19 protein-coding genes are annotated in these 21,433 nt (G+C 66.8%); 12 read left to right on the forward strand and 7 right to left on the reverse strand.

The features are described 5' to 3' along the window. Positions 1–101: 101 nt before the first annotated feature. The 11 genes from AC1DV8_RS13545 to AC1DV8_RS13595 all read left to right on the forward strand — a co-directional run bounded on the left by AC1DV8_RS13545 (position 102) and on the right by AC1DV8_RS13595 (position 9,157). Positions 102–1,262: a hypothetical protein gene (locus AC1DV8_RS13545; protein WP_477157805.1), complete on the forward strand. Its 1,161-nt coding sequence runs from the start codon at positions 102–104 to the stop codon at positions 1,260–1,262. Then, positions 1,255–1,845, forward strand: coding sequence for a hypothetical protein (locus AC1DV8_RS13550; protein ID WP_477157806.1), 591 nt, complete (start codon positions 1,255–1,257; stop codon positions 1,843–1,845). Before AC1DV8_RS13545 ends, AC1DV8_RS13550 begins: the two co-directional genes overlap by 8 nt. Before the next feature lie 79 nt (positions 1,846–1,924). Then, complete coding sequence (locus AC1DV8_RS13555) at positions 1,925–2,473, forward strand: SRPBCC domain-containing protein (RefSeq protein WP_477157807.1); 549 nt, start codon at positions 1,925–1,927, stop codon at positions 2,471–2,473. Between the two features lie 5 nt (positions 2,474–2,478). Then, positions 2,479–3,288, forward strand: coding sequence for an alpha/beta fold hydrolase (locus AC1DV8_RS13560; protein ID WP_477157808.1), 810 nt, complete (start codon positions 2,479–2,481; stop codon positions 3,286–3,288). A 12-nt stretch (positions 3,289–3,300) separates the two neighbouring features. Beyond that, positions 3,301–3,645 carry an ArsR/SmtB family transcription factor gene (locus AC1DV8_RS13565; RefSeq protein WP_477150662.1) on the forward strand — a complete coding sequence of 115 codons (345 nt, stop codon included), beginning with the start codon at positions 3,301–3,303 and terminating at the stop codon, positions 3,643–3,645. Positions 3,646–3,671: 26 nt separating this feature from the next. After that, complete coding sequence (locus AC1DV8_RS13570; protein ID WP_477157809.1) at positions 3,672–4,346, forward strand: SRPBCC domain-containing protein; 675 nt, start codon at positions 3,672–3,674, stop codon at positions 4,344–4,346. Next, positions 4,343–4,843: an SRPBCC domain-containing protein gene (locus AC1DV8_RS13575; RefSeq protein ID WP_477157810.1), complete on the forward strand. Its 501-nt coding sequence runs from the start codon at positions 4,343–4,345 to the stop codon at positions 4,841–4,843. The genes AC1DV8_RS13570 and AC1DV8_RS13575 overlap by 4 nt, the downstream gene beginning before the upstream one ends. Further along, on the forward strand, positions 4,840–5,274 hold the full coding sequence (locus AC1DV8_RS13580; RefSeq protein WP_477157811.1) for a YdeI/OmpD-associated family protein: 435 nt from the start codon (positions 4,840–4,842) through the stop codon (positions 5,272–5,274). The genes AC1DV8_RS13575 and AC1DV8_RS13580 overlap by 4 nt, the downstream gene beginning before the upstream one ends. 247 nt (positions 5,275–5,521) lie before the next feature. Further along, the gene (locus AC1DV8_RS13585) at positions 5,522–6,322 is read left to right on the forward strand and encodes an alpha/beta fold hydrolase (RefSeq protein ID WP_477157812.1); all 801 of its coding nucleotides are present in this window, start codon (positions 5,522–5,524) and stop codon (positions 6,320–6,322) included. Between the two features lie 197 nt (positions 6,323–6,519). After that, positions 6,520–8,343, forward strand: coding sequence for a DNA helicase RecQ (gene recQ / locus AC1DV8_RS13590; protein ID WP_477157813.1), 1,824 nt, complete (start codon positions 6,520–6,522; stop codon positions 8,341–8,343). Positions 8,344–8,383: 40 nt separating this feature from the next. Then, positions 8,384–9,157: an N-acetyltransferase family protein gene (locus tag AC1DV8_RS13595; RefSeq protein WP_477150656.1), complete on the forward strand. Its 774-nt coding sequence runs from the start codon at positions 8,384–8,386 to the stop codon at positions 9,155–9,157. Between the two features lies 1 nt (position 9,158). On the opposite strand, the gene hrpB is transcribed toward AC1DV8_RS13595, so the two are convergent. From hrpB to AC1DV8_RS13615, 4 genes are all read right to left on the reverse strand, one after another. Further along, the gene (hrpB, locus tag AC1DV8_RS13600; protein WP_477157814.1) at positions 9,159–11,603 is read right to left on the reverse strand and encodes an ATP-dependent helicase HrpB; all 2,445 of its coding nucleotides are present in this window, start codon (positions 11,601–11,603) and stop codon (positions 9,159–9,161) included. A gap of 81 nt (positions 11,604–11,684) precedes the next feature. Then, a complete protein-coding gene (locus AC1DV8_RS13605) occupies positions 11,685–12,569 on the reverse strand; it encodes a PAS domain-containing protein (RefSeq protein ID WP_477157815.1) in 885 nt (294 codons plus the stop codon). Positions 12,570–12,639: 70 nt separating this feature from the next. Continuing rightward, complete coding sequence (locus AC1DV8_RS13610) at positions 12,640–15,144, reverse strand: sensor domain-containing protein (RefSeq protein ID WP_477157816.1); 2,505 nt, start codon at positions 15,142–15,144, stop codon at positions 12,640–12,642. Positions 15,145–15,295: 151 nt separating this feature from the next. Further along, on the reverse strand, positions 15,296–16,540 hold the full coding sequence (locus tag AC1DV8_RS13615; RefSeq protein WP_477150652.1) for an aminopeptidase: 1,245 nt from the start codon (positions 16,538–16,540) through the stop codon (positions 15,296–15,298). A gap of 443 nt (positions 16,541–16,983) precedes the next feature. Between AC1DV8_RS13615 and AC1DV8_RS13620 the strand changes: the two genes are divergently transcribed. Continuing rightward, entirely contained in the window at positions 16,984–17,901 is a 918-nt protein-coding gene (locus tag AC1DV8_RS13620) for an NADP-dependent oxidoreductase (RefSeq protein WP_477157845.1), read from the forward strand. Positions 17,902–18,026: 125 nt separating this feature from the next. Here the strand turns inward: AC1DV8_RS13620 and ppk2 are convergent, their stop codons facing one another. The 3 genes from ppk2 to AC1DV8_RS13635 form a co-directional block, all read right to left on the reverse strand. Further along, positions 18,027–18,950 carry a polyphosphate kinase 2 gene (gene ppk2, locus AC1DV8_RS13625; RefSeq protein WP_477157817.1) on the reverse strand — a complete coding sequence of 308 codons (924 nt, stop codon included), beginning with the start codon at positions 18,948–18,950 and terminating at the stop codon, positions 18,027–18,029. Between the two features lie 100 nt (positions 18,951–19,050). Beyond that, positions 19,051–20,814 (reverse strand): adenylate/guanylate cyclase domain-containing protein, encoded by a 1,764-nt coding sequence (locus tag AC1DV8_RS13630; protein WP_477157818.1) that lies wholly within the window; start codon positions 20,812–20,814, stop codon positions 19,051–19,053. Positions 20,815–20,894: 80 nt separating this feature from the next. Continuing rightward, positions 20,895–21,305: a cupin domain-containing protein gene (locus AC1DV8_RS13635; protein WP_477150647.1), complete on the reverse strand. Its 411-nt coding sequence runs from the start codon at positions 21,303–21,305 to the stop codon at positions 20,895–20,897. Positions 21,306–21,433 lie beyond the last annotated feature (128 nt).

The following is a 21,433-nucleotide window of genomic DNA, read 5'->3' on the forward strand; positions in this document are numbered from 1 at the left end:
CGCCGAAAGTTGTCGCATAGGAGCTATGCACCGACGGAATGGATATGATTTCGCCGCATTGCGTTACGAGTTCTGGCAGTTTCCCTGCCCGGATTTAGCCGATGAGCGACGCCGTCGCGTTGCGCCCCGCGCGAACGCTACCCCTAGGCCTTGTATTGGTGCTCATCCCGCTCGCCTTTGCGATCGCCGGGTTGGCGATCCGCTACCTGGCCTTTGCAGCCACCGTCCATGACGCATCGCTCGCCAATTTCGCCCAGGGCATGTGCCGGTGGGATTGCGCCTGGTACGTGAAGCTGTCGCAGACCGGCTACGATCCGTTCCCGGTGCCGACGATGATCAATGCCGGCAACTGGGCCTTCTTCCCGCTCTATCCGATCCTCGTCGCCATCGTCCGCACCCTGACCGGGCTCGAGACCATCGTCGCCGCTACCGGCCTCTCGATCCTCCTCTGCATCGTCTCGGCCCGCGTCGCCTGGCCGCTGCTCGGCAGGGACCTGCGCGCCTACACCCTGTTCGCGGCCTTCCTCCTCGCCGGGCCGTTCTCGATCTGGTTCACCACCTTCTACACCGAGGTGCTGTTCCTGCTGCTGACCCTCTGCGTCTTCGCGGCGCTGCAGAAGAAGCAGTTCTTGCTCGCCGGCCTCTTCGCCGCGCTGCTCTCCGCCACCCGCATCGTCGGCGTGTTCATCGTCTTCGCCATCCTCATCCAGATCTGGCAGTCGCACCGCGCCGCCGGCGGCAGCTGGCGCGATTTCGTACCGGCCGTGCTGAAGCAACCCACGCATCTGCTCGCGCTGTTCGTCGCGCCGCTCGGCCTCTTCGCCTACATGGCCTACCTCCACTTCCACATCGGCGACGCCCTGGCCTTCAGCCATGTGCAGCGCGCATGGTCGCGGCCATCCGGCAACCCCTTGGTGTTTGTCTGGAACGCGCTGACCAGCTTCCCCAAGGAGGGCTGGATCCCCACTCCATCGCAGCAGCTCGCCGTGGCGACGATCATCGGCTACGTCCTCTCCATCATTCTGCTGGTGAAGAAGCGCTACGGCATGGCCGTCTATGCGCTGATCTGCCTGACCCTGCCGCTGTTCGCCGGCATGGCCTCGGTGCTCCGCTTCACCGCCGCGCTGGCGCCGATGCCGCTAATGCTGACCGAACTGCTGGCCCGCCGCCGCTGGCTGTTCGCCATCGCGCTGCTTGGCCTCCTCGCCGCCGGCTACTTCACCACGATCGGCTGGCTCACGGGGTATCTCAGCCTTGTCTAACCCCCTTCGCCTCGGCGCCTATCTGCTCGTCGGCCTACTCGCGCTGTTCGAGCTCGTCGTGCTCTGGCTGATGCTGCACCCCAACGTCACGCCCGATTACCGCGCCTACTACATCGACAAGACCACCACCTGCCTTAACCAGCCGGTCATCGGCACCTACACCCTCGGCACCGTGGTCCCCTTCACCCCCGAGGGCAGGGATGCCGCCAAGCTGATCCGCGTCTGCGGTTGGGAGCGACCCACCGGCGACGGCACCCACACTGTCGGCACCAGCGCCCGCCTGCGCTTCGCCTATGCCGAGCCGGCCAACGGCCTGACCCTGAAACTCAGCATGGTCCCCGTGCAGAAGGACGGCCAGCTCACCACCCAGCGCGTCGAGATCGTCGCCAACGGCACCCTGCTGGATACCGTGACACTCGATGCTCCCACGCCGCAGGATGTCTCCCTGCCGATCCCGGCTCCCGCCGACGGCAAGCTCGAGCTCGAACTGCGCTTCCCCGACGCAGTGCAGATGGGACCCACGGATCCGGACAACCGGCTGCGCTCGATCAAGCTGCTTTCCGCCGCTCTCCTCCCCGCCTGAACTTTCCTTAACCGATCGGTTGACAACCATCATTGGGAGGAGTATTCAACCAGTAAGTTATCAACTGAAGGGTTGAGCAATGGACTGCGTTGAACTCACCGGTGCCCCACCGACCAAGGTGTCGACCATCACCACTCCGGCCAATGATCCGGTGATCGTGATCGCCCGCAGCTTCGAGGCGCCGCGCACCCTGGTCTGGCGCTGCTACACCGAGCCTAAGCACCTCGTACATTTCTGGGGCCCCAAGGGCGCCACCAATCCAGTCAGTGAAGTCGACCTCCGCGTCGGCGGTGCCTGGCGGCAGGTGATGCGCTTCGCCTCCGGCAATGAGTACGGCTATACCAGCGCCTATCTCGAGATCTCCCCGGTCGACCGGCTGGTCTGGCGCGATGCCCCCGACAGCTACCGCTTCGGCGACGACCTGCCGCCCGCGGTCATGGTCACCGAGATGCTCCTTAGCGAGCAGGGCGGCCGCACCAGCGTCACCGTAACCGTCCGCTTCACCTCGCTGCTTGCCCGCGACGAGGCCGTCAAGCAGGGCTTCGCCACCACGGTCAGCCAGGGCAGCGACAAGCTCGATCTTTACCTCTTCACCCTCGGCGCCACCGCGGCGTTCCAGCAGGAGTAATCGCCATGAACACCTTCACCTCCAGGGACGGCACGAAGATCGCCTACGACGTGCGCGGTTCCGGTCCCGCCGTCATCCTCATCGATGGCGCCTGGTGCGGCCGCAACATGGGCCCCATGCCCAAGCTCGCGCCGCTGCTCGCTCCGCACTTCACCGTCTACAACTATGACCGGCGTAGCCGCGGCGACAGCGACCTCTCGACTGACTATTCGCCCGACCGCGAATACGAGGATCTTGCCGCGCTGATCGACATCGCCGGCGGCTCCGCCAGCCTCTACGGCACCTCGTCCGGCGCCGCGCTGGCCCTGTTCGCCACCGCCCGCGGCCTGCCGGTCGATCGCCTCGCCCTGTTCGAGCCTCCCTTCACCGACGTGCCCGGTGGCAAGCCGATGCCCAAGGGCTACCAGGCGGAAGTCGAGCGTCTCGTCGCCGGAGATCGCCGGGCGGACCTCGCCAAGTTCTTCATGGTCAAGATGATCGGCATGCCCGCGATCATGATGCCGCTGATGCGGCTCAACCCCGCGTGGAAGGCGATGCTGCACAACGCCCCCAGCCTGCCGCACGACACCGCTGTCATGGAGGGCTACGGCTTCCCCACCGACGTCGCTCGCTCCATTCGCGTGCCGACCATCGTCATGAGTGGCGACAAGACCTTCAAGCAATTGAAGGAGCCGGTGCGCCTCGCTCGCGAGACCATCCCCGGCGCCCGCTTCGCCTCGCTGCCCGGCCAGAGCCACGACGCGGCAGCCGAGATCGTTGCCCCCGTGCTGATCGACTTCTTTACCGGCGCCGACGCCATCCGCTTCGCCGCCTGAGGACCAACGAGAATGACCGACCACCTGTCCACCACGCTCTCCGCACTCGCCGACCCGACCCGCCGCGGCATCCTCGCCCGGCTGTCGCTGGGCGAGGCGACGGTCAGTGAGCTGGCCGAACCTTACGACATGTCGATGGCCGCCGTGTCCAAGCACCTGAAGGTGCTGGAAAAGGCCGGCCTGATCTCCCGCGGCAAGGAAGCCCAGTGGCGTCCCTGCAAGCTCGAGGCGGCCCCCATGGCGGAGGTCGCGGACTGGGTCGAGAACTACCGCCGCTTCTGGGAAGAGAGCCTCGATCGCCTCGGCGATTACCTGGCCGAACTACAGAAGGGCGACCCCGGCGGCTCCCGGAACTAGCCCGGGGCCGTCAGGCCGAAACAACAATGCAGCGACCCAAGGTCATAGCGCTCTCGGACTACCGCCGGCAGCGCGACGGCGAAGCCTTGCGCCAACGGCAAAGGCAACGCGCCGGAACGGAACACTGGTTCGTACTTTACTGGCGGTACTGGCAAGAAAGCCTAGATCGCCTCGACGCCTACCTGATGAAACTCAAGGAGCTGAAAATGGCACTCGACAACCTCAAGATCGAAGCCCCGGCGAACGAGCCCATCGTCATTGCCACTCGTGATTTCGCCGCCCCGCGCGCCCTCGTCTGGAAGGTCATGACCCAGCCGGAGCACGTTGCCCGCTGGTGGGGTACTGAGGGCCAAAAGAACATCATCACCTCGTTCGATGTCCGCCCCGGCGGCAAGTGGCGCGTCGAGTCCCACGACCCCAGCGGCAACGTCTACATCTTCATCGGCGAGTACCGCGAGGTGAACGAGCCGGAGAAGTTCGTCTGGACCTTCGGTATGGAGAACATGTTCGTCGGCAAGGTTGTGGTCGAGACCCACACCTTCGAGGAAGACGGCGCGATCACGCATTACAAATCAGTCTCCAACTACGACAACATCGGAGATCGCGACGGCATGGTCGCCTCGGGCATGGAGGTCGGGATGCGCCACGGCTTCATGGTCATGGACCAGCTCCTCGCCGAGCTGCAGGAAACCGCGAAATGATCGACTCGCTTGCCGCCACGCCCTCCGATCGCCGGCTCGAACTCGAGCGCGAGTTCGATGCCCCGCGCGAGCTGGTCTGGATGGCCTTCGCCGATCCCTATCATCTCAGCCAGTGGTGGGGCCCGAAGGGCTACACCAATCCGGTCTGCGAGATCGATCTGCGCGTCGGCGGCAAGTGGCACAACGTGATGCGGGCGCCCGACGGCAAGGAGCTGCCGACCGACAGCGTCTTCATCGAGGTGACGCCGCCCGAGCGGATCGTTTACCGCAACGCAGCGGCCGATCCGAAGATCTTCGGCGACAACCCGCCGCCGAGCTTCGTCCGCGTCATCACCCTCGACGACATCGGCAACGGCCGCACCCGGCTGACGCTCAACGCCTATTTCGACACTGCCGACCAGAAGGACGCCGTCGTTCGCCGTGGCTTCCGCGAAGGCACCGAACAGAGCTTCGACAAGCTCGCTGCACACCTCGCCACCGTTGGAGAACCCAGATGAAGTTCACCACCACCATCCTGCAGTCCGGCAACAACACCGGCATCATCGTGCCATCGGCGGTGCGCGACGAGCTCGGCGGCGGCAAGAACCCGCTGGTCGTCGTCACCCTCGCCGGCCACACCTGGCGCAGCAAGGTCGCCACCATGGGCGACAGGCTGCTGGTCGGCGTCAGCGCTGAGATCCGCGGCATCACCGGCGTAAAAGGCAGCGAGACCCACGAGGTCGAGCTGACCCTCGACGACCAGCCCCGCATCGTCGAAGCCCCCGGCGACCTGCAGGCCGCCCTCGACGCCGACCCCGTCGCGCTGGCCGCCTGGAACAAGCTGGCCCCCAGCCACAAGAAGGCCCACGTCACCGCCATCGAAGGCGCCAAGGCCCCCGACACCCGCCTCCGCCGCGTGCAAAAGGCCATCGAAATGCTGACGACCTAAGCCACCAGCCTCTCCCCGATCCTCCCCCGCGTGGCGGGGGAGGGGGACCAGCAGAGCTGGTGGAGGGGGCGGCCAAAACCTCAGTGATCACCCTCCACCAACCCGCACTCCCGCGGGACCGGCGGAGCCATATCCAACCCGGAGACTTCCAATGCTACGCCGAACTGTCCTTGCCATCGCCGTCCTCGCCAGCTTTGCTCTCGCGTCGCCGGCTACTTCATCGATTGCCCAACAAGGAGTTGCTCCCATGCCCACCCCCACCAAGTCCGGCTACGTTCCCGTCAACGGCGGCAAGGTCTACTACGCCACCTATGGCAGCGGATCCCCGCTGGTTCTTCTGCACGGCGGCCTGATGACGATCGAGACTTTCGGCCCCGTCCTCCCCGCCCTCGCCAAAACCCACGAGGTGATCGCAATCGAGGCGCAGGGCCACGGCCGCACCGGCCCGCTCGACCGCCCGATGAGCTTCGACAACATGGCCGCCGATGTCGCCGAGGTCATTAAGTCGCTCGGCTACGACAAGGTCGACGTCGTCGGCTACTCGATGGGCGGCACCATCGGCCTCCGCCTCGCGCTCGCTCACCCCGAGCTGGTCAAGCGGCTGGTCATCGCGTCGGCCCCCTTCGCCTTTGCCGGCTGGCACGACTACAATCAGCAGGGCATGCGCGGGCTCAACGCGAGCCTCGCCGAAGGCATGAAGGGCACGCCGCTCTACGAAGCCTTCGCAGCCGTGAACGCCGACCCCGCGACCAATTTCCCCAAGCTGCTCGACCAGATGCAGTACATGGGCAAGGACTATGACTTCTCGGCCGAAATCCCCAACCTCAAGGTCCCCACCCAGCTGGTCTACGGCGACTGGGACGCCGTCCGCACCAGCCACGCCGCGAAGTTCTTCGAGCTGCTCGGCGGCGGCCTGCAGGATGCCCTGTGGGATAGCTCGGGCATGAACCAGAACCGCCTCGCCATCCTCCCCGGCGTCACCCACTACACCATGATGACCTCACCCAAGCTCGCCGAAACCGCCCTCGCGTTCATCGACGTGAAGTGACGGAAAGGCCGGCGGGTGAGGCACCGTCCCTGCCCACCCACCGGCCCCCAACCTCCCCCTCGACGGGGGAAGCAAGCGTAGCTTGTGAGCGCAGCGAACTAGCGAAGCTCGGAGGGGGTGCGCGATGAGCGACGGCGCCCCCTCACATTCTTAACAAACCCTTGACCCCACCCCCCGGGTCCCGGCTCTATGCCGCCATGCTTGAGTCGCTCTTCGACACGCCGGCGCGCGACCCCGCTGAAATCCTGCGTACCGTATTCGGTCACCAGAGTTTTCGGGGCCAGCAGGAGGACGTTGTCCGCCACGTTACCGGTGGCGGCGATGCGGTGGTGTTGTTCCCCACCGGCGCCGGCAAGTCGATGTGCTACCAGCTGCCGGCCCTGGCGCGCCCTGGCGTCGGCATCGTCGTCTCGCCGCTCATCGCCCTGATGCGCGATCAGGTCGAGGCGCTGAAGCAGGCCGGCGTCAACGCCGCGACGCTCAACTCATCGATCTCGTCCGAGGAATCCTCCCGCACCTTCCGCGATCTCAAGTCCGGCAAGCTCGACCTGCTCTATGTCGCGCCCGAGCGCTTGGTGCTTCCCGGCTTCAAGTCGATGATGCAGGGCGTACCGATCTCGCTCATCGCCATCGACGAGGCGCATTGCGTTTCGCAGTGGGGCCACGACTTCCGCCCCGAATATCGCGAACTCGCCTCGATCGCCGCCGATTATCCCGGCGTGCCGCGCATCGCGCTCACCGCCACTGCCGACCCAACCACCCGCGACGATATCATCGAGCGGCTCGGCCTCACCGACGCCCGCATCTTCACGACCAGCTTCGATCGCCACAACATCAGCTACTCGATCGTCGAGCGCGACAACGCCCGCTCGCAGCTGAAGAGCTTCCTCGCCCGCCACAACGGCAGCTCCGGCATCGTCTACTGCCTCAGCCGCGCCAAGGTCGACACCACAGCCGAATGGCTGAACAAGGAGGGCATCCGCGCGCTGCCCTATCACGCCGGCATGAACGCCCGCGACCGCGCTGCCAACCAGGACGCTTTCCTGAAAGAGGACAGCCTCTGCCTCGTCGCCACCGTGGCGTTCGGCATGGGCATCGATAAGCCCGACGTCCGCTACGTCGCCCACATGGATCTCCCGTCATCGATTGAGGCCTACTACCAGGAGACCGGCCGCGCCGGCCGCGACGGACTGCCGGCCGAAGCCTGGATGTGCTACGGCATGGCCGACGTGGCGCAGCGCCGCCGCATGATCGACGAGGGCAACGCCCCCGACGAAGTGAAGCGCGTCGAGCGCCTGAAGCTCACCGCGCTGCTCGCCGTCTGCGAAACCCCGGAATGCCGCCGCAAGGCCATCCTCGCCCACTTCGGCGAAGCGCATCCCGGCCAGTGCAACAACTGCGACACCTGCCTCGTGCCGGTCGAAACCTGGGACGGCTCGGACGCCGCCATCAAGGCCATGGCCGCGGTCTACCGTACCGGCCAGCGCTTCGGCGCGGGCCACATCATCGATGTGCTGATGGGCAAGGTCACCGACAAGGTCACCCAGTTCAGTCATCAGGACCAGCCGGTGTTCGGGCAGGGCAGGGACCTCGACCAGCGCTCCTGGCAATCGGTGCTCCGCCAGCTAACTGCCATGGGCCTGATCATCGTCGACCACGCCTTCGGCGCCCTGCGCCTCACCGAGGAATCCCGCCCCGTCTTCAAGGGCGAGCGCAAGATCACCCTCCGCCGCGACCGCCCGCGCAAAGCCACCGAAACTCGCCGTGCCCTGCAGAACGCCGTGGCGCTACCGCCCGCGGCTCAGTCCCTCTTCGAGGCGTTGCGTTCAGAACGCGCCGCCATCGCCAAATCCCAGGGAGTGCCGCCCTACGTCGTGTTCCACGACACGACGCTCCGCGCCATGGCCCTGGAACGCCCGCAGACGATGACAGAGCTGGGCACCATCAACGGCATCGGCGAGAGCAAGCTGAAGCGCTACGGGGCGGAGTTTTTGGCGGTGTTGCGAACGGCCGGGCCGTAAGGTCTGTTGTTAGTGTGCCGGTTCTGCTGAGGAGGAGCCTGTGCAGGCCAGATGCTTCGAGTGCGGTACCCTAATCGAGGCCGCAACTGCCGATGCCGTCGAGGACGCCTTCGTCGCGCATGGCACCGAGGTGCATGCGTGGTCCTACCCCGAGCAGGCGGTCCGCAACTATGCCCGCAACTTCGCCGAAGCGGTGGACCGGCTCGGCGGCGACACCGAGCGGCTGCCCGAGATCGGGGAGGTGTCCGTGCATGCGGTCACCACCGACCGCATCGACGACTGGCTGCGCTACTTCGATCACGACGCCTTCGCCGGTAATCCGGACTGGGCCTCCTGCTATTGCCTCGAACCGCATATTCCGGCGCCACCCGAAATGCCGGAGCGCCCGTGGCGCCAGTCCCGAGCAACCCTCGCCGAACGCTTCCGCGGTGGCGGCACCTTCGGCTATCTCGCCTACGTCGATGGCCGGCCAGCCGGTTGGGTCAACGCCTCGCTGCGCGCCGACTATGGCCTCTATCGCGATGTCGATCCGGCGGGGCCGGAGCCAGCCCGGGTCATCGGCGTCTCGTGCTTCGTCATCGCCCCGCCATATCGGCGGCACGGCATTGCGTCTGCTCTGCTCGATCGCGTGATTGCCGACGCGGCCGAACGCGGCGCCGGCTGGGTCGAGGCCTACCCGCACAATACCCCGGAGCAGAACGACGCCGGCCACTTCCGCGGCCCGCGTTCGCTCTACGAAACCCGCGGCTTCGAGCCGACGGTGGTGAGAGAGCGCTATACTGTGCTGCGCTTGGCGGTCGCGCCCGGGCGCTAGCTCAAGTCCCCCGCGGCTTAGCCCGCGCCGTGGCCGCCGCATCCAGCGGATTCTCCGGCCAATAGTGCCGCGGGTATCGCCCCTTCAAGTCCTTCGCCACGTCCTTCCAGCTCCCGCGCCAGAACCCCGGCAGGTCGCGCGTCGTCTGGATTGGCCGATGCGCGGGGCTCAGCAGCACCAAAAGCAGCGGCACCTTCCCACCTGCAACACTCGGATGCCGGTCCAGCCCGAAGAGCTCCTGCACCCGCACCTCCAGGGCAGGCCCGTTCTCCGCCCCGTAGTCGATCGGCAGATGCGATCCCGATGGTGCGCTGAAATGCGATGGCAGCAACCGTTCGATCTCCTGCCGCCGCGCCCACGGCAGCAGCCCCTCGAGCGCCCCGCCCAGGTCGTCCGCCCCGATCTCCGCCAGCGCCGTCTTGCCGGTGATCGAAGGCACCAGCCAGCCCATATCCACCGCCAGCCCCGCATCCGAGAGGTCCGGCCATTCCTCGCCCAGCGTCGCCCGCAGATAGCTCGCCCGCTCACGCAGCGCCTTCTGCTCCTTGGTCCACGGCAACATGCCGACCCCAAGCCCAGCGATCCCCTCCGCCAGCGCCCCCGCCGCCACCAGCGGATCGGAAATCGCCACCGGCGCCTCATCCAGCCGCAGCGCCCCGAGCCGCCGCACACGTCGGGCCCGCACGCTGCGCGAAGCGCGATCGAACGCCATCGCCACCTCGTCGACGATCTCGCCCGCGAACAGTTCCTCGATCGTCGCCCGCTCGATCGCCGCCGCCGCCCGGATCCGGCCCGTCGCCGCCGCGCCGGTGATGTCGGTCACCACAAGATATGGCGCGCTCGCCAGCCCGTCGCTCTCCTCGAGGCTCGCCTGCCGCCCGTTGGCCAGCCGGAACCGTCCCCGCGCGCCCGCCTGCTGCGCCACGCGATCCGGGTAAGCCCGTGCCAAATGCCGTCCCACCTCGCCGCCGGAACCAGTGTTGCCGACCATCCCGGCCCAGCGCCGCGCCAGCCCATGCGCTTCGTCGGCCCGCTTGCCGCGCTCGCGCCCGAACCGCTCGAGCCGGTGCGTCAGGTCAGTGTCATCGCCGCCCAGCCCGCGCTCGCCGATCAGCACCGCGAGTTGCGCCGCCGTCAGCGCGTCATCTTCCTCCGCCGCCCGATGGATCATGTGCCCCAGCCGCGGATGCAGCGGCAGCCGCGCCAGCGCCTTGCCCTCCGCGGTGATCCGACCGTCATCGCCCAGCGCCTCGAGCCCCTTCAGCAGCCCCACCGCCTCGTTCCAAGCCGGCCCCGGCGGCGGATCGAGAAACCTCAGCTGCGCCGGATCACTCACTCCCCAGCCGGCAAGGTCCAGCGCCAGCCCAGAAAGGTCCGCCTCCAGCATCTCCGGCGCATCGAACGCCATGAGCGCCGCGTTCTGCCCCTCGCCCCACAACCGGTAGCACACCCCCGGCTCGACACGCCCCGCACGCCCCCGCCGCTGATCCGCCGAGGCCCGCGACACCTTCCGCGTTTCGAGCACCGATAGCCCAGTCGCCGGCTCGTAGGCCGGCGCACGCCTGAGCCCGCTATCGACGACGATCCGCACCCCCTCGATGGTCAGCGACGTCTCCGCAATCGACGTCGCCAGCACCACCTTGCGCCGCCCGTTCGGTGCCGGCTGCGCCGCGCGATCCTGCTCCTCTGGCGTCAGCTGACCGTAAAGCGGCGCGATATCCACATCCGCCGCAACTCGGCCGGCGAGCCGCTCCGCCACCCGCCCGATTTCGGCTTGCCCGGGCAAGAACACCAGCGCCGAACCCGGCTGCGCCCGCAGCGCTTCCAGCACCACGCTCGTCACTTGATCCTCGATCTTCAAAAGCGGATCGCGGTCGCGCCAGATCGTCTCCACCGGAAACGCCCGCCCCTCCGAGACGATCACCGGCGCTCCGTCGAGCAGCTCTGCCACCCGCGCCCCATCGATCGTCGCCGACATCACCAGCACCCGCAGGTCGTCGCGCAACGCCGCCGCATCCAGCGCCAGCGCCAGCCCGAGATCGGCATCAAGGCTTCGCTCGTGGAACTCGTCGAACAGCACCGCGGCAATGCCCGTTAACTCCGGATCGTCGAGGATCATCCGGGTGAACACCCCCTCGGTCACCACCTCGATCCGCGTGCGCTTCGTCACCTTGGCGTCGAGCCTGACGCGATAGCCGACCACGCCGCCAACTTCGTCATCGAGCGATTGCGCCATCCGCCGCGCCGCCGCCCGCGCCGCCAGCCGCCGCGGCTCCAGCATCACGATCCGGCCGTCACCCCGCCACGGCGCATCGAGCAGCGCCAGCGGCACCCGCGTCGTCTTACCGGCCCCTGGCGGCGCCACCAGCACGGCATAGGGTCCAGCCTCCAGCGCAGCCGTCAGCCGGGGCAGGGCCTCATCGATGGGGAGGGGCGGCAGCTTCATGCCGCTTCAATCGGGGAAAAGGGCGTATGACGCAAGCCGGTGCGGGGGGGCCACAGCCACCGGCCCCTCAACTCAGCCCCGTCAGCTCACGTTCTTCAGCATATCGAGCAGTGAGCCGTCGAAGTCCTCGACGGGCGCGGGTGCGGGGCCGGCGCGCTTGGTGGTGGCAATCTCCGACCACCCCACGACAACCGTGATGCCACCGACCTTGCGATCGGCCACGTACCAGGGGGTCAGCACAGTCGCGAACTGCACCGCCGCGCCGCTGGTCGGGCTGGCGAAGGTCCGCCGCGTCTTCACGGTCTGCCCCTTCAGCGCCGCCTCATATTCAGCGATCTGCTCGGGCGGCGTATCGGGGAACAACTGGGCGATGGTCTTGCCGATCACCTCGCGCCGCTCGACGAAACGGTGCGCCTTCAGCCAGTACACGGAGCAGTCGAGCACGCGGAGCTTCTCGTCCAGCACGGCGATCGGCGCCGGCATGTCGGCGACCAGGTCCTGCACCAGCTTCAGTCGACCCTGCACCTGCAGCTCACGCTCCATGTCCTGCGTCACGTCGCGACTGGCGCCGAACAGCTCGATTACCCGGCCGTCGCGCACCCTCAGGTCAGCGATGGTCTCGATCATCCTCAGCGCGCCGTCGCGCCGCTCGATCCGCAGCCGGCAGCGAAAGCCGCGCCGGTCCTGCAGTGCCTGGGCGATCAGCGTCAGCAGCTTGCCGCGATCTTCAGGCACATAGAGCTTCACCATGTCCTGCAGTGGCACCGACCCATCGGGCACGAGGCCGTACATTTCGGCGACCCGGTCCGACAGCACTACCGTGCCCGGGAAGATCACCTTCCACTGTCCGTAGCCTTCGTGCAGCTCATAAAGCTGGAGCGCGCGGTCCGCGTCGGTCAATGCCGGAATGGGTTCCACGTCAGCCAGCGACTGCGATGAGGTGGCGATCAACTGCTTGTCGAACATAGGGGTCCGTAACGGGCAGGAATGGTGGCAGCCGAAAGCTAGCCTTGCGGCAGTTAAGTATTGGTTCGTATCAGCCGTGCTGGCGCTGCTCCGCGGCGGCCCGCGGCTGCGCCACCAATCCGGTCTCGGCCAGGCGGCGCGCCTGGGCCTGCGGCAGCGGCCTGCTGAACAGGTAGCCCTGGGCTTCGTTGCAGCCCTCGGCGCGCAACATCAGCAGCTGCTCCCAGGTCTCCACCCCCTCGGCCGTCACCCGCGTCTTCAGCGACCGCCCCAACCCGATGATCGCCCGAACGATGGCCGCAGAGTCCTCGGCGCCCGGCAGGTCGGCGACAAACGAGCGGTCGATCTTGATCTTGTCGAAGGCGAAGCGGCGCAGATAGCTCAGCGACGAGTAGCCGGTGCCGAAATCGTCCAGCGCCACCCTGATGCCCATGCGGTGCAGTTCCTCGAGCGCCGCCAGCGCCTCCGCGCTCTCGTCGAACAGCACGGACTCGGTGATCTCGAGCTCCAGCCGCTCCGGCGCCAGACCGGTCTGCTCCAGGGCGGTGGCCACCGCCTGTACCACCGCGCGGTTGCGGAACTGCGCCGGCGACAGGTTCACTGCCAGCGACACGGTCTCCGGCCAGCGGGCCGCTTCCGCACACGCCTGCTGCAGCACGAACGCCCCGATCGCGTCGATGATCCCGCTTTCCTCGGCCAGCGGGATGAACACCATCGGCGACACCGAGCCTCGCCCCGCGCAGTCCCAGCGCAGCAGGGCCTCGAAGCCGGTCAGTCGGTTGCTGCCGATATCGATCTGCGGCTGGTACACCACCGATAGCTCGCCGCGCCCCAGCGCCAGCGACAGGTCGCGCTTCATCTCGCGCCGCGCTCGGAGCTCCTGGTCCATGGACGGCTCGAAAAAACGGTAGTCCCGGCCCTTGTCGCTCTTCACGCGATACAGCGCCACGTCGGCATATTGCAGCAGGCTGTCCGCATCGCGCCCATCTCGCGGCGCAATCGCAATGCCGATGCTGGCGCCGACGCTCACCGTTTCGCCGTCGATCTCGAACGGCGTCGCCAGCGCCGCGAGGATCGCCTGCGCGGTGGCGGCGGCGTCCTCCGGCTGGCTCACTTCCAGCAGCAGCGCAAATTCATCGCCGCCCAGCCGCGCCACCAGGTCGCGCTCGCCGGCACAGCGGTCGAGCCGTCCGGCCACCTCGCGCAGCAGCATGTCGCCGGCCAGGTGCCCGAGCGTGTCGTTGACCAGCTTGAAATCGTCGAGGTCGATCGACAGCACCGCCAGCGTGATCCCGTTGAGCAGCTTGAGCAGCGCCAGGTCCATGCCTTCCTGGAAGTGCATGCGATTGGGCAGGCCGGTCAGCGTGTCGTGCCGCGCCAGATAGTCGAGCCGCGTAGCGCTGGCGACGACTTCGGCCTCATTCTGCTTGGCCTCGGTGACATCGCTCGATAGCGCCAGCAGTCGCGCCACATTGCCGTCGCCGTCGAGGATCGGCGAAATCGAGATATCCCACCAGCGCGGCTTGCCCTTGGCGGTTGGGCCGAACAGCGTGCGCCGCGCCGTCTCGCCCTGCAGCGCCGCGGCGATCGCCGCCTGGATAGCCCGCCTCTCCTCGCTCGGCCAGAACCGCTCGAACGGGAGCCCCTTGATCGCCTCGAAGTCGTCGACCTCCATGATCCGGATGCCCGGGCCGTTCATGAAGATCAGCCGGCCCTCCTTGTCGAGCACTTCCATGGCCATATTGCTCGCCTCGAGGATCGAGCGCGCGAACGCTTCGCTTTCCCGCAGCGCCGCCTCGGCCATCCGTCGGTCGTGAATGTCCTCCAGCGTGCCATACCAACGCAGGATCCGGCCCAGCTTGTCGCGGCGGGGCGATGCGCGCGCCCGCATCCACCGGTATTCGCCGCTCTTGAGCCGGATGCGATAGGTGAGATCTACGGGATCGCCGCTCTGGAGCGAGCGGGTCCATTCGGCGATGGTCGGCGCCAGGTCGTCCGGGTGGAGTGCATTGGCCCAGCCCTGGCCCAGCGTCCCCTCGGCATTGAGTTCCACCATCTCGAGCCAGCGTGGCCCGAACTCGATGATGTTGCCCTCCGGGTCGGCCAGCCACATCACCTCGGGGTTGAGATCCACCGCCGTGCGATAGTGATCCTCGCTCTCGCGCAGTGCCTGTTCGGCGAGCGTGGTCCGCGTCACGTCCTGCACGATGACCTGCACTTCGTCGGGGCCGAGCGGGAAATGCGCCGCGCTGAACTGCAGGGTCAGGTCGCCGTCGGGGAGGCCGCGAAACCGGAACGTCCCGGATTTGCCGCTCCGCAATGCTGCATGCAGCCGCCGCCGCACCCGCGCTCGATCCGACGGATGCAGCCTGGCCAGCATGTCGGTCAGCGGCACGCCCTGGTTGCTGGCGGCCTCGCCGATGCCGGTGGCCGGGTGAAAGACCCGGTCAGTCACCCCGTGCCAGGTCCACACGGAAATGCCGGTCGCACTGCCGATCTGCCGCAGCGTCTCGGCGGCAGCCTCTGCGCTCCGTCCTCGCGGCGCGTCCGTCGACGCAGTGCCTCTGTTGCGCATGCGATCCTCAGCCTCGGCCGCATGCTAAGCACCGAAGTCGGCCAAAAGATTAATCGCATCAACGGATCGGGGGCGAATGACCCCCGCCGCACCGGCAACTTCCCCGGTGGTTAAGGTTCGCTGAATGTAGTCCTCAGCAAACCTATGTATCTCAGGCCCACTCGCCCTTGCGCATAACGGGCACTTTGCTGCCGTCTGCTTTGATGCCGTCGATGTCGATCTTGTCCGAGCCGATCATCCAGTCGATATGGATCAGGCTCTTGTTGCCGCCACGCTTGGCGATCTCGTCGGGGCTCATCTTCGTGCCGTTGACGAAGCAGTCGGCGTAGCATTGACCCAAAGCGATGTGGCAGGCGGCATTTTCGTCGAACAGCGTGTTGTAGAACAGGATGCCGCTCTTCGAGATCGGCGACGAATGCGGCACCAGCGCCACTTCGCCGAGCCGGCGCGAGCCCTCGTCGGTATCGAGCACCTTCTGCAGCACCGCCTCGCCCTTCGACGCCTTGGCCTCGACGATCCGCCCGCCCTCGAACTTCACCTCGATATCGGCGATCAGCGTGCCGTTATGGCTCAGCGGCTTGGTCGAGCGCACATAGCCCTCGACGCGCTGGCTATGCGGCGTCGTGAACACTTCCTCGGTCGGGATGTTCGGGTTGCAAGTGATGCCGTTCTTCGCTTCCGACGCGCCGCCCTTCCAGCGATGCTCGTCAGCGAGCCCGATGGTCAGGTCGGTGCCCGGCCCGGTGTAGTGCAGCGAGGCGAACTGCTGCCCGTTGAGCCAGGTCCAGCGCTCCTTCAGCTTGGCGTTGTGCGCCTTCCACGCGCCGATCGGATCCTCGACATCCACCCGGCTTGCCGCAAAGATCGCGTCGGCCAGCTTCTTCACCGCCACGTCCTCGGCGTCGTCCGGGAACACCAGCTTGGCCCAGCTGGCATTGGGGTACGACACGATGTTCCAGTTGATGTCGAAGCCGGTGATCTTCTCCAGCGCCGGCTTGTAGGCCATCGACGTTGCGCGGTTGGCGCGCGCCACCTTGGACGGGTCTTCGTTCGCCAGCATCATCGGGTTGTCGCCCGAGATCGCCAGCCGCGCCGCGTTGCCGTCGAACGCCTTGGCCATGCCCTCGAACAGCCAGCCCGGCGCCTTGTCGAAGCTGGCGTCGGCCGCGTGGCGATAGCGGTTCAGCGTGATCTCCTCATCCGAAAAGATCGGCTGCACCACGCCGGCACCCGCCTTGTAGGCGTGCTCGGCGATCTTGCGCACCAATGGCAACGCCGCCATCGGCGCGGTCAGGACCAGGTCTTGTCCGGGCTGGAGCTGAAGCCCCACCTTGATCGCGACTTCCGCGAGCTTGTCGAGTTTGACGGGGTCGATGGGGGAGTTGCCCAGAGCCATTGGAAAACCTTCGCAATAATTGAGGGACGACTGTTACCCCTCGCTTCCGCTGCCTTCAAGCAGGCCAGTTGGTGAAGGTCGTCATCCGCCGCCTCGATCCGCGTCTCGACCCCAAACTGCCACGCCCGCATGGCGGCGAGCCGATCCACCGCCTCGTCCTCGGGCCACTGCCCGCCGATCCGCGTCCAGTCCATGTCCATCTCCTGTGGTTCTCACAGCAGATGGTCGAGCTGGTTCCCGGGGAATCGACATCAGACGACGCGCAATCGGCATCCGGCTGGCGCGGGCGAGGCCACTCGAGCAACAACGCCTACGCCCGAGCGCAGGGTGTGGGTGTCCGCTTCTGGCCCGAAGCGGACGTTCATTTGACGCTCCCGGCAGCCCCAGATCGGCATATACACGAAGTCGAATCCGCTGAGATAGATGACGAGGAGATAGCTCCAATGCGGGCGATCGTGGTCACGGACCAGGCCGCAGGAACGGCCGGGATGAAGCTGGTGGAGCGGCCCGCGCCGCGGGCAGCGATAAATGACGTCGTCGTTCAGGTTCATGCGTCAGGGTTCGTCCCGACTGAGCTGACGTGGCCCTCGACTTGGACCGATCGCGCCGATCGTGAACGGACGCCGTCGATCCCAGGGCACGAGGTGGCCGGAGTGGTCACTGCCCTCGGTTATGGCACGACGGGGCTGTCGGTGGGACAGCGGGTGTTCGGCCTCGCGGACTGGCATCGCGACGGCACGCTGGCTGAGTATGTGGCCGTCGAGGCGCGTAACCTCGCGCCGCTACCGGGCGACCTCGACTTCACAGCGGGGGCGAGCCTGCCGATCTCTGGCCTGACCGCGTGGCAGGGACTCTTCGAGCACGGCCGCCTACGCGCGGGGCAGAGCGTCCTCGTGCACGGCGCCGCTGGCGCGGTCGGGTCAATGGTGGCGCAGCTCGCTCGTGAGTTCGGCGCCTATGTCATCGGCACCGGTCGCGCGGCCGACCGCCAGAAGGCGCTCGACTACGACGCGCAGGAGTTCGTCGATCTGGAGAACGATGTCCTGGAAGACATCGGCGGAGTCGATCTGGTGTTCGACCTTATCGGCGGCGACATCGGGAAGCGGTCCGCGGGCCTGGTTCGAGCCGGAGGAACACTGGTGTCCATTGTCGGGCCGGCCGAGGCGCGGCCCGCCGATGGTTTGGCGATCGACTTCGTCGTCGAGTCCCATCGTGGCCAACTGACACAGATCGCGCAGCGGGTGCGAGATGGTCGGCTGCGAACGAACATCGGCAACGTCTCGACCCTCGATGACGCCGTCGCGGCCTTCAACCCGACCGAGCGACGCACAGGGAAGACGATCATCCGCGTTCGTCAGTGAGGGCGTCCCATGATGCGAAGGGTGGGTGTGCCTGCTAGCGCACAGCGGGCACTGACGGATGACCGCGTCTGGCGCATAGCGGACGCAGGCGCCGACACCTGAGGTAAGGGCGTGGGGTCACCCCCTCAGTACGTCTCCGGCACATAAAGCTCCGGCTTCACCGCGTGCCGCACATAATCCGCGTGCCGCACGCGCGCCGGCAGCTCAACTTCCTGCTTGGGCACATCCTCGTAGTTCACCTGGCTCAACAGGTGCGCGATGCAGTTGAGCCGCGCCCGCTTCTTGTCCACCGCTTGCACCACCCACCACGGCGCTTCCGCCGTATGCGTGCGATCGAACATCTCTTCCTTGGCCCTGGTGTATTCTTCCCAGTGCACCCGGCTTTCGAGGTCCATGGGTGAGAGTTTCCACTGCTTCAGCGGGTCATGCAGCCGCATCTGGAAGCGGAATTCCTGTTCCTCGTCGGTGATCGAGAACCAGTATTTGACGAGGATGATGCCCGAGCGGACCAGCATGCGCTCGAACTCCGGCACGGTGCGGAAGAACTCCTCGAGCTCGTCCGGCGTGCAGAACCCCATCACCCGCTCGACGCCCGCCCGATTGTACCAGGAGCGGTCGAACAGCACCATTTCGCCCGCCGTCGGCAGGTGCGGCACGTAGCGCTGGAAATACCACTGGTGCCGCTCGCGCTCGGTCGGCGCCGGCAGTGCCACGACGCGCGCCACGCGCGGGTTCAGCCGCTGCGTCACCCGCTTGATGGCGCCGCCCTTGCCGGCCGAGTCGCGGCCCTCGAAGATCACCACCATCTTGAGCTTCTTGTAGGCCACCCAGTCCTGCAGCTTCACCAGCTCATGCTGCAGCCGGAACAGCTCGCGAAAATACACCTTGCGGTCGATCGTATCGGCCGCCGGACCCTGCATGCCCTCGGCGACCAGCTCGTCAAGCCGGTCGTCCTCCATCTGCATTTCCAGCTCTTCGTCGAAATCGTCGGCGATCGCCTGCTTGATCCGCTCGAGTTCGGCCGGCGTCTTGGTCTCTTGGTCGTTCATCGTGGGCACCCATGGATTGCTAGCGGGAGGGGTGCCCGTTCCATATGAAGCTATTGTGACCGTATGCCGGGTCTTGGCCCGCGGGCGCCTTTTGGCGTGATTATTCCTCGGCCAGGCCGGCCAGCCGCAGCCCTTCGAGCATCGCTTCGAGCCGCGATGCATCCTTCTGCGGCTGCGCAGCCCATACCCGGGCAACCGTCACCCCCGGCGACAATCGCTTCAGTGTTGCGAGGTGCCGCTTCGCCTCATCCATCCGCCCCAGATGCGCGTTTGCCGCGACCAGCATCCAGTAGGTGCAGACGAAGCTCGGATTGGCCGAAACCGAGCGCTTCGCCCAGTTCAGCGATTCCTCGTAGTTACCCTTCACCAGTTGCGCGTGTGCAATTGCCGTCAGCGGCCAGTGCGCGCCGTCGAGGCTGGGGCTGAGCCGGATGGCGTGCTCGCTGAAGGCGATCGCGTCATCGAGATTGCCGAGATGCAGGTGGGTGATGCCGGCAAAGATCATCACCGTCAGGTTGTTCGGGTTGGTCTCCACCGCGCGCTGCGTCAGCACCAGCCCGCGATCGTAGTCGCGCAGGTTATGGATCAGCATCATGGAACTGAGCGACAGCGCCACCGCGTCGTCGCGCGCATTGGCCAGCGCCCGCTCCACCAGCTCGATGCCGAGCGCGGTGTCGTCATTGCCGATCGCCGGCCAACCCATGGTCGAGCGGTGCAGCATGGCGTTGCCGGCATAGACCAGGTAGGTCGGGTTGTTCGGCTCGAGGTCGATCGCTTTCAGCAGCAGCGCGATCGCCTCGGCATTGGCGTCGCGCGTCTGCGACAGGTGCATCGGCAGCGCCCGTAGATAGAGGTCGTACGCCTCGACGCTGTCCGGCCGCTCTCGCCGCGAGCGCTCGATCTCGGCCCAACGAATGGTCGGTTCCACCAGCGACGCCACCTTGCTGGTGATCTGGTCCTGGAACTCGAACACGTCGTCCAGCTTGCCGTCGAACTTCTCGGCCCAGAGGTGTGCGCCCGTCGCCGCGTCCACCAGCTGCGCTGTGATCCGCAGCCGATCCTTGGCCCGCCGAACACTGCCTTCGAGCACGTAGCGCACCCCCAATTCGCGCGCCACCTGCCGCACGTCGACAGCGCGGCCCTTGTAGACGAAGCTCGAATTGCGGGCGACCACCGCGAAATCGCGGAACCGGCTCAGCGCGGTGATGATGTCTTCCACCACCCCGTCGGCGAAATACTCCTGCTCGGCATCGCCGCCCATATTGGCGAACGGCAGCACGGCGACGGATGGCCGCCGCGGCGTCACCGGGCCGAATTCCGGCGATTTCGTGCTGCGGGCGTTGCCGGTCACCACTTCGAACACCCGCACCGGCCGCGCGATGTTCTTCAGCTCTCGTTCGCCCAGGTCGCGGAACCCGGTCTTCATCCGGTCGCGAACTTCCTCGAACACCTTGCTCGAAACGTAGACCCCGCCCGGCTCGGCAATCTGCTGCAGCCGCGCCGCGACATTGATGCCGTCGCCGTAGATGTGGGCGTCGTCGTGCACCACGTCGCCCTGGTTGACCCCGACGCGGAAGATCATGCGCTTGTTGACCGGCACGTCGGCGTTCCGCTCCGCCATCAGCGCCTGCATGGCGACGGCGGCCTCCACGGCGCCCACGGTGCTGCTGAACTCCGCGACGATGCCATCGCCGGCGAGGTCGACGACGCGACCGCCATAGCGCTGGAGCAACTGCAGTACTGCCGTCTGATGTCCCTTCAGCGCAGCGACGGTGCCGGACTCGTCAGCGCCGATCAGGGCGCTGTATCCCGCTATGTCCGCACACAACACCGCCACCAGGCGGCGAGACAAAACTTGTTCCATTTCCGCTTCCTAGGCGGAGTCTCCGCGCCCTGTCGAAGGGTAAAGCGTGGCAGTGTTACTTGGAAGTGGAAACGTTAGCACTACTCTCCCTTCGGGATTAGCCGAAAATCCGGCAAATCGCGCAATCCGAGCTCCGGTCCGGCCGGCGAATAGACCACGAACAGCTGCATCGGTCCGGTCCCGGTATTGAGCGTCGAGTGGAATCGGTCCTCCGGCACGAACACCGTGCACCCGGGCCCCACCTTCTGCACCACCGGCACGCCCTCGGGCGTCTCCACCATCTGCTCGCCCTCGCCCGAGATCACGAAGATGATCTCCTCGGCCCCCGGATGGTTGTGTCGGCTATGCCCCTGGCCCGGCGGCAGATCCACCACCCCGCCCGAAAACCGCTTCGCCCCATTCACCTCCGGCGCCACGGTGAGCGACAGCTTTCCCCAATCGAACCCGAACGCGCTGACATCGCGCGGATAGACGAAGTTGTTCTCGGTCATTGTTCCTCCTCCAAATCGGGGCTCCCCACCCCCCACCCTTGATCCCTCCCCGCAAGGGGGAGGGAGACGACTGCTAGCGCCCCACGCTCCACCCTCCCCCTTGCGGGGAGGGTAGCGCCGCTAGGCCC

This window comes from Devosia sp. P3_B2 (assembly GCF_056402875.1).

Coding starts and splice junctions, on each gene's coding strand:
- AC1DV8_RS13605 (WP_477157815.1), bottom strand. CDS start 12,569: ATGTTCGACAAGCAGTTGATCGCCACCTCATCGCAGTCGCTGGCTGAC.
- AC1DV8_RS13565 (WP_477150662.1), top strand. CDS start 3,301: ATGACCGACCACCTGTCCACCACGCTCTCCGCACTCGCCGACCCGACC.
- AC1DV8_RS13585 (WP_477157812.1), top strand. CDS start 5,522: ATGCCCACCCCCACCAAGTCCGGCTACGTTCCCGTCAACGGCGGCAAG.
- AC1DV8_RS13610 (WP_477157816.1), bottom strand. CDS start 15,144: ATGCGCAACAGAGGCACTGCGTCGACGGACGCGCCGCGAGGACGGAGC.
- AC1DV8_RS13575 (WP_477157810.1), top strand. CDS start 4,343: ATGATCGACTCGCTTGCCGCCACGCCCTCCGATCGCCGGCTCGAACTC.
- AC1DV8_RS13620 (WP_477157845.1), top strand. CDS start 16,984: ATGCGGGCGATCGTGGTCACGGACCAGGCCGCAGGAACGGCCGGGATG.
- AC1DV8_RS13635 (WP_477150647.1), bottom strand. CDS start 21,305: ATGACCGAGAACAACTTCGTCTATCCGCGCGATGTCAGCGCGTTCGGG.
- AC1DV8_RS13555 (WP_477157807.1), top strand. CDS start 1,925: ATGGACTGCGTTGAACTCACCGGTGCCCCACCGACCAAGGTGTCGACC.
- AC1DV8_RS13570 (WP_477157809.1), top strand. CDS start 3,672: ATGCAGCGACCCAAGGTCATAGCGCTCTCGGACTACCGCCGGCAGCGC.
- ppk2 (WP_477157817.1), bottom strand. CDS start 18,950: ATGAACGACCAAGAGACCAAGACGCCGGCCGAACTCGAGCGGATCAAG.
- AC1DV8_RS13545 (WP_477157805.1), top strand. CDS start 102: ATGAGCGACGCCGTCGCGTTGCGCCCCGCGCGAACGCTACCCCTAGGC.
- AC1DV8_RS13560 (WP_477157808.1), top strand. CDS start 2,479: ATGAACACCTTCACCTCCAGGGACGGCACGAAGATCGCCTACGACGTG.
- AC1DV8_RS13580 (WP_477157811.1), top strand. CDS start 4,840: ATGAAGTTCACCACCACCATCCTGCAGTCCGGCAACAACACCGGCATC.
- AC1DV8_RS13630 (WP_477157818.1), bottom strand. CDS start 20,814: ATGGAACAAGTTTTGTCTCGCCGCCTGGTGGCGGTGTTGTGTGCGGAC.
- hrpB (WP_477157814.1), bottom strand. CDS start 11,603: ATGAAGCTGCCGCCCCTCCCCATCGATGAGGCCCTGCCCCGGCTGACG.
- AC1DV8_RS13615 (WP_477150652.1), bottom strand. CDS start 16,540: ATGGCTCTGGGCAACTCCCCCATCGACCCCGTCAAACTCGACAAGCTC.
- recQ (WP_477157813.1), top strand. CDS start 6,520: ATGCTTGAGTCGCTCTTCGACACGCCGGCGCGCGACCCCGCTGAAATC.